Source organism: Occallatibacter sp. (assembly GCF_049802275.1).
Classification (GTDB): Bacteria; Acidobacteriota; Terriglobia; order Terriglobales; family Acidobacteriaceae; genus Telmatobacter.
This window is the reverse complement of record NZ_JBARMD010000178.1, coordinates 1-5,857: the sequence shown is the minus strand read 5'-3', so window position 1 is coordinate 5,857 and position 5,857 is coordinate 1. Positions and strand designations below refer to the sequence as shown.

General features: G+C 59.2%; 6 protein-coding genes. All 6 read left to right on the top strand.

All coding sequences use genetic code 11. The features are described 5' to 3' along the window. Positions 1 to 728 (top strand): DNA mismatch repair MutL family protein (locus WA354_RS05945; RefSeq protein WP_472812093.1); only part of this gene is annotated, 728 nt, incomplete at its 5' end. Positions 729 to 890: 162 nt separating this feature from the next. Then, positions 891 to 2,420 (top strand): hypothetical protein, encoded by a 1,530-nt coding sequence (locus WA354_RS05940; RefSeq protein WP_472812092.1) that lies wholly within the window; start codon positions 891 to 893, stop codon positions 2,418 to 2,420. Continuing rightward, entirely contained in the window at positions 2,417 to 3,163 is a 747-nt protein-coding gene (gene cmk, locus WA354_RS05935) for a (d)CMP kinase (protein WP_472812091.1), read from the top strand. The genes WA354_RS05940 and cmk overlap by 4 nt, the downstream gene beginning before the upstream one ends. 519 nt (positions 3,164 to 3,682) lie before the next feature. Next, complete coding sequence (locus WA354_RS05930; RefSeq protein ID WP_472812090.1) at positions 3,683 to 4,318, top strand: hypothetical protein; 636 nt, start codon at positions 3,683 to 3,685, stop codon at positions 4,316 to 4,318. Positions 4,319 to 4,541: 223 nt separating this feature from the next. After that, positions 4,542 to 5,111 carry a bifunctional pyr operon transcriptional regulator/uracil phosphoribosyltransferase PyrR gene (gene pyrR / locus WA354_RS05925; protein WP_472812089.1) on the top strand — a complete coding sequence of 190 codons (570 nt, stop codon included), beginning with the start codon at positions 4,542 to 4,544 and terminating at the stop codon, positions 5,109 to 5,111. 100 nt (positions 5,112 to 5,211) lie between these two features. Beyond that, positions 5,212 to 5,857 (top strand): aspartate carbamoyltransferase (locus WA354_RS05920; protein WP_472812088.1); only part of this gene is annotated, 646 nt, incomplete at its 3' end.

Sequence of the window (5,857 nt, the reverse complement as noted above, 5' to 3'; positions counted from 1 at the left end):
CTCTAATGGATGCGCCCTCGGTAGCGATGGGCCATGAGTGCGGTGTGCAGGACCCTTTCGGCGGCGTGGCCGGCAACCTGGCGGCGCAGGCTGGAACCGCACGGGTCGAGGCCGAACAGGCTGCTGCCAACCTGAACCAGCTCGGCTCATTACGGCCGCTCGGCCAACTGCGCGAGTCCTTTATTTTGGCTACCGGAGCCGAAGGGCTATGGATAATCGATCAGCATGTGGCACACGAACGCGTGCTTTTCGAAAAAATTCTTCGTGACCGCCAGGTGGAGAATGTGCAGCGACAACGCCTGCTGATGCCCCTTCTGGTTGAACTGAAACCCTGGCAGATGGTGATTTTTGCTCAAATTGCCGACGAATTGGGACGAAATGGCTTCGAGGTGGAAACCTTTGGTCCTCAGACACTTGCGGTAAAGGCCGCCCCCGTGGGTCTGGAGGGTGCAGCCCTCGAACGAATGCTCTCACAGGTCATCGAGCAATCGGATGGCCCAAGCGAAGCCTCGCTGAATGAAGATCTTAGGTCCCTCCGCACGCGAATTGCTGCCTCCATTGCCTGCCACTCCGCCATTAAGATCAACACCCCCCTTGACCCGAAGCGAATGGAGTGGCTATTGTTGGAACTTGCAAAGACCGAGCATCCAACGAGTTGCCCCCACGGCCGTCCGATAGCTCTGCTGTACTCCTGGAAGGACATTCAGCGGGCCTTCCATCGAATTTAAAAGGCATTTAAGATAAAACATGGGTGGTGGTCCTCCGCAACGCGCGTGAGGGCTGCCAGGGCGTTAGCGCCGACCCGGAAGTGAGGTTTTTCTTTGACATCGGAGCAATTAGTACAAGCGCGCGCCGAAAGAATGCGCCAAAACGGCCTTGGAACTCTTACCTTGGAAGAAGCCCGTACCTGGATTGAAGAGACTGGGCTTTGTCTCTTTTTGCCGAAGCGGCAGTTTTCTTCTTCTGTCGCACCTTCGTTTGTTGAGGCCGTTGCCGGCCGGCCGGAAGTCACCCCTGACCAAAAGACCATCGCACACGCAGAAGATCTGCTTGTCCGCCTTGAGAATGAGGGAGTTGTGGTTCGGCTCAACCTTCTGGGACAACCGGGCGAACAGCCCGATTTTGTGGTGGCCGGCTGGGTGCTTCCTTACGTGTATGCACTCCGCGGCGATCGCGACTGGCGTCGCAGCCCCCAATTGACCGGATCGCGGCAGGTTTCACAACTCGCGGTGCATGTCTATAAGCAGTTAGAGGGCGGAGACGCGACGGTAGCGCACCTGAGACAAGCGCTGGGACGAGAAGTCTCTGAGTCTGCTGTGATTCGTGCAATCACCGAACTTTGGCAGCAGTTGCGCATCATCCCGGTGATCGCCGCTCGTGGCCAGGCGGCCAAGTGGCAATTGCTTCGCACGCGCTTTCAACGAGCCATTGCCGAGGGTGCTTCCACTTCGCAAGTCACGGCAATTTCAGTGCTGGCGTCCATCTACCTGCAGGCCGCAATCGCCGCCAGCATGGAAGATGTGGAACTATTCCTGGCTCCGCTGACTGCACGCAGCAAAATACGCGAAGTTATTCGCGGGCTGGTGGCAACGCGGCAGGTGCACACCATCTCTCTTGGACATGCTCCCCACTTCTACGTGGCAGGCACGCTGCCTGAGTTTGAACCGGTCTCGACCATGTACTCCAGTTCATCGATGCCGGCTTCCTCCTACTTTCTACGCTCGTTTGAGCGGGATGAGGAGGCTCCAAGCCATGCGATTTCGTTGCCGTTCGCGCAGAAGGTTTCGGTTCCTCCTCCTCCGCCGGCTCCGGTTCCCGCCGTTGATCATGTTCAGACGGAGGAGCAACATGTTTCACGAAGCCCGGTTCACAGGCCTTCAACCAGTGGGACCTCCGATTCTGCGCGGTTGCACTTCAGCCGTCCGGCTTCGAATGGCCACTCGAACGGGCATTCCAACGGGCACGACCGCAAGGCCGCCAGTTCAAGCCGGCCGGCAAAATCTGTTTCCAATGGACGTCCGGCACGTCGAGCTTCTGATGCGCGGCCAAGTTCATCCAGGCCACAGAACGGAACTCGCTCAGCATCAAGCACGCGTTGGAATGCCTCGAAAAACGGAAAGCAGAAGGCCGCTCATTCCTCCGATTCGAATAACGGAACAAGGTCGACGGCATCTTCTTCGCGCGCTTCAAACGGCAACAGTTCGCACCGCAACGGCAAACCGACGGGCGCTTCCTGGAGCAAGCGAACCGGCAATGCCAAAGGAGTGAAGCCAGCCGCCAAAACCGCTGCCCCGCGAAAAGATGCACGTCCGGCGGCACGCAAGACCCGTCCTGCGCTGGCAGTGGCGGGACGATCAGCGGCAAGTGGCAAACGGTTCTTTGGTAGCCGCAGCAAGCAGGGTACAAAGAAGCGCGGATGAGTGCGGACAAGACCCCCGAGCTGAAGCCCAACCTAAACATCGTTGTAGCCATTGACGGGCCGGCCGGAGCGGGAAAGAGCACAATCGCAAGGCACCTGGCGCGCCATTTCGGCTTGCTCAACCTTGAGACAGGCGCGATGTACCGCGCCTTTGCCCTGAAAGCGCTTCGTCTCGATGTTGCGCTGGACGATCCTGCGGCCCTGGAACGTCTCGCTGTCGAAACCGACATCAAGCTCGAACCAGGCGAAGCCGAGAACCGCGTGCTGCTGGACGGCGAGGACGTCACCGGGCAGATTCGCAACCAGACCGTAACCGACGCGGCATCGCGGGTAAGTGTCTTTCCTCCGATCCGCGCCGCCATGGTGAAGCGACAGCAGGAGATGGGCGCGCGGGGCGGCGTAGTCATGGAAGGACGTGACATCGGTACGGTTGTCTTTCCCAAAGCCGAGGTCAAAATATTTCTTGACGCGGCTCCGGAGGTGCGGGGCATGCGTCGCTATGACCAGATTGGCCAGAGCGGTCTCGCTGGCGCCAAGGCAGTTCCTCCGCCTGATGAAGTCATCCGCGACTTGCGGGCACGCGATGAACGTGATCGCAATCGGGCTGATTCGCCATTAAAGCCCGCTCCGGACGCTTTCCTGATAGACTCAACAAATCTGACGCTCGAAGATGCCGTGAAAGCAGCAGAAGACACTGTGCATGCATGGCTGGCAAAGTCGGAAGTCTCCAATTCTCACCGCTGACGCACCCCGGTTGAAAGCAATCGATTCCTCGTTTGGTCGAGAAGAGCGGGCCTCACCCTGGTATTTTCATCTCTCTCAAGCCGTTGATATGTCACACTGAGGGGGCCTCGTTCCCCGCCACATGTCAAGTCAGGAGGCTGAGATGTCTCTTTACTGCAAAGAATGTGGGTCAAACAATCTGCGTCGTGCCCGCTTTCGCTTCTACGATGCACTTCGTCTGATTGCGCTCCGCTATCCGGTGCGTTGCCGTTTCTGCAGAAAACGATGGCACGCGTGGGTGCTGGAAGCGCGCCTGTTGCCTAATGCCCCGCGCCGGCGTCAAAGCGCCGCGAAGGCTTCGTGACTTCATGAGATCTTTCCGTCTCTCTGAACGACACACTGATTGAGATTCTGCTTTCTTCCGCGGGTGGCGCGATTCCCGGCCGCCCGATGCGATAGGCTTGTTTCAGCATGGAGCTCACTTGCAATCGCTGCCATCAATCGGTTCCTGCGGATAGCTGTTATTGCCCTGCCTGCGGATTGCCTCAGCTTGTCTACAGTGCCGAGGGCGATGGCGCGGTGCCGCCGACCACCGAACGCTGGCCGGAACCGGTACGAGATGCCAGCTCGATTGACTGGAAGCCGGGTTTGCGCGCGGCTCTGGCACTGGCAGTGCCGGCAGGATTGCTCTCTTCAGGAATTTCGCCACTGAGCCCGTTGGGAATTTTCTGGATGGCAGGAGCCGCGGCCGGGGCGGTCGTGCTTTACATGCGCAGCCAGCGGCCCGCGTGGATCACGATGGGTGCCGGAGCGCGCATCGGCCTGGTAACCGGCTTGATCGCCGGGTGGGTCACATTTGGTGTCAGCGGCATCTGGCTGTTTATCCAGCGGGTGGTTCTTCACCAATCGGGGCAGATCGACTCGGTCTACACAGCGTTTCTGGATGCATTTGAGCAGAAAGCTCACGAATCAATGGCAAGCATGACAACCGCAGACGCGGCCCAGTTGCAGGCGACGCTCGGGCAGATCCAGGCATGGCTGACATCTCCAGAGGGCCACGCGGCGATCTGGGCGATTTCCATCGCATTCAATTGCGCATTCCTTGTGCTGTTTGCCGTCGGTGGAGGCGCCCTGGGCGCGCGTATCCAGGCGCGGAGACGGCGTCCCGAAGCCTAAGATAGCGACAAGTACACGATTAACACGCAGCAAATTGGGTCAGAAACACTTGCTCCAATTGTCCACAACTTGCCCCGTAACCCTCAAGCCTTCTATGATCCGGCGAGAGACACGAGCGAGCCACAGATTCCGTCTATTGCCGCTTCCTGGCGGGTCGCGTCGATTTGAGCGCTTCGGCTTTGAAGCAACCTCTGTGAATTCGCATAGCAGCACGAGAGAGCTTATGAGCGAAAAAACTACTGTACCTGCCCTGCGTGTGAAGGGAAGGCTGATGTCCGCCTCCGAGGTTGAGCGTACGCTTGTGCGCCTGGCCCATGAAATTGTTGAGAAGAGCAATGGCAGCGAGGACCTGACGCTGATCGGCATTAAACGGCGCGGTGTGCCGCTTGCCCAACGCCTGGGCAAGCTTATTACTGGAATCGAAAAACGCCCCATCGATACCGGCACACTCGACATCCAGTTTTATCGCGACGATCTGTCCACGGCCGGCGTGCGCCCGGTGGTGACACCTGGCGCTCTGGGCTGCGATGTGGAGGGCCGCGATGTTGTTCTGTGCGACGACGTGCTCTACACGGGCCGTACGATTCGCGCCGCTCTCGATGCATTGTTCGACCATGGGCGTCCCCGGCGCGTGCAACTCGCCGTGCTTATCGATCGTGGACACCGCGAATTGCCGATTGAGGCAACGTATGTAGGCAGGCATGTGCCGACCAGCAGCCGCGAGATTATCGAAGTAAAGTTCCACGAGGTTGATAACGACGAGCAGGTGTTGCTTGTCGAGCGGGTGGACTGAAAAGAACAGCTTCCAGCTACTAGCTTCTAGCTACCAGCGAGAGGCATGGGCTCGAAGCCAAAACAGACCGGAAGACAGCCCGGTTCCCAGCTTGGATCGTATGACTGCTATCGCACCAATGCCACCCGTACGCCGCCAGCTTCCAACGCCTCAACCTCCGGCATCACCGTTTCCCTACAATCCCGGTTCGCTGCTGTCGGTACAGGACCTGAGCATCGACGACGTGAGCCATCTGCTTTTCCGCGCAACGGTGCTCGAGAACCTCGACCCGCTGATCCGCGACCGCATTCTGCTCAAGCGTCGCATCGCTCTTCTGTTCTACGAGTCTTCGACGCGTACGCGTACCAGTTTCGAGCTGGCGGCGAAGGGACTGGGGGCCGACACCACGCTGGTTTCGAGCCTTTCGTCGAGCATCGAAAAAGGCGAGACACTGAAAGACACCGGACTCACCCTGCGCGCGCTCGGCGCTGAAGCCATCATCCTGCGCCATAGTTCTTCGGGTGCACCGTGGCTGCTGGAAGAAGCTACCCGCCTGCCGATCGTGAACGCCGGCGACGGGATGCACGAGCATCCCACGCAGGCACTGCTCGATCTTCGGACAATCCTTGCGCATCTCCGCTACGCGGTGGAGACGCTCACCTCCGACACGCTGAGCGGCGTCACCGTCATGATTGCCGGGGATATTCTGCATAGCCGCGTAGCGCGATCGAATATGCTGCTGCTGCCGCGTCTCGGCGCACGCGTCG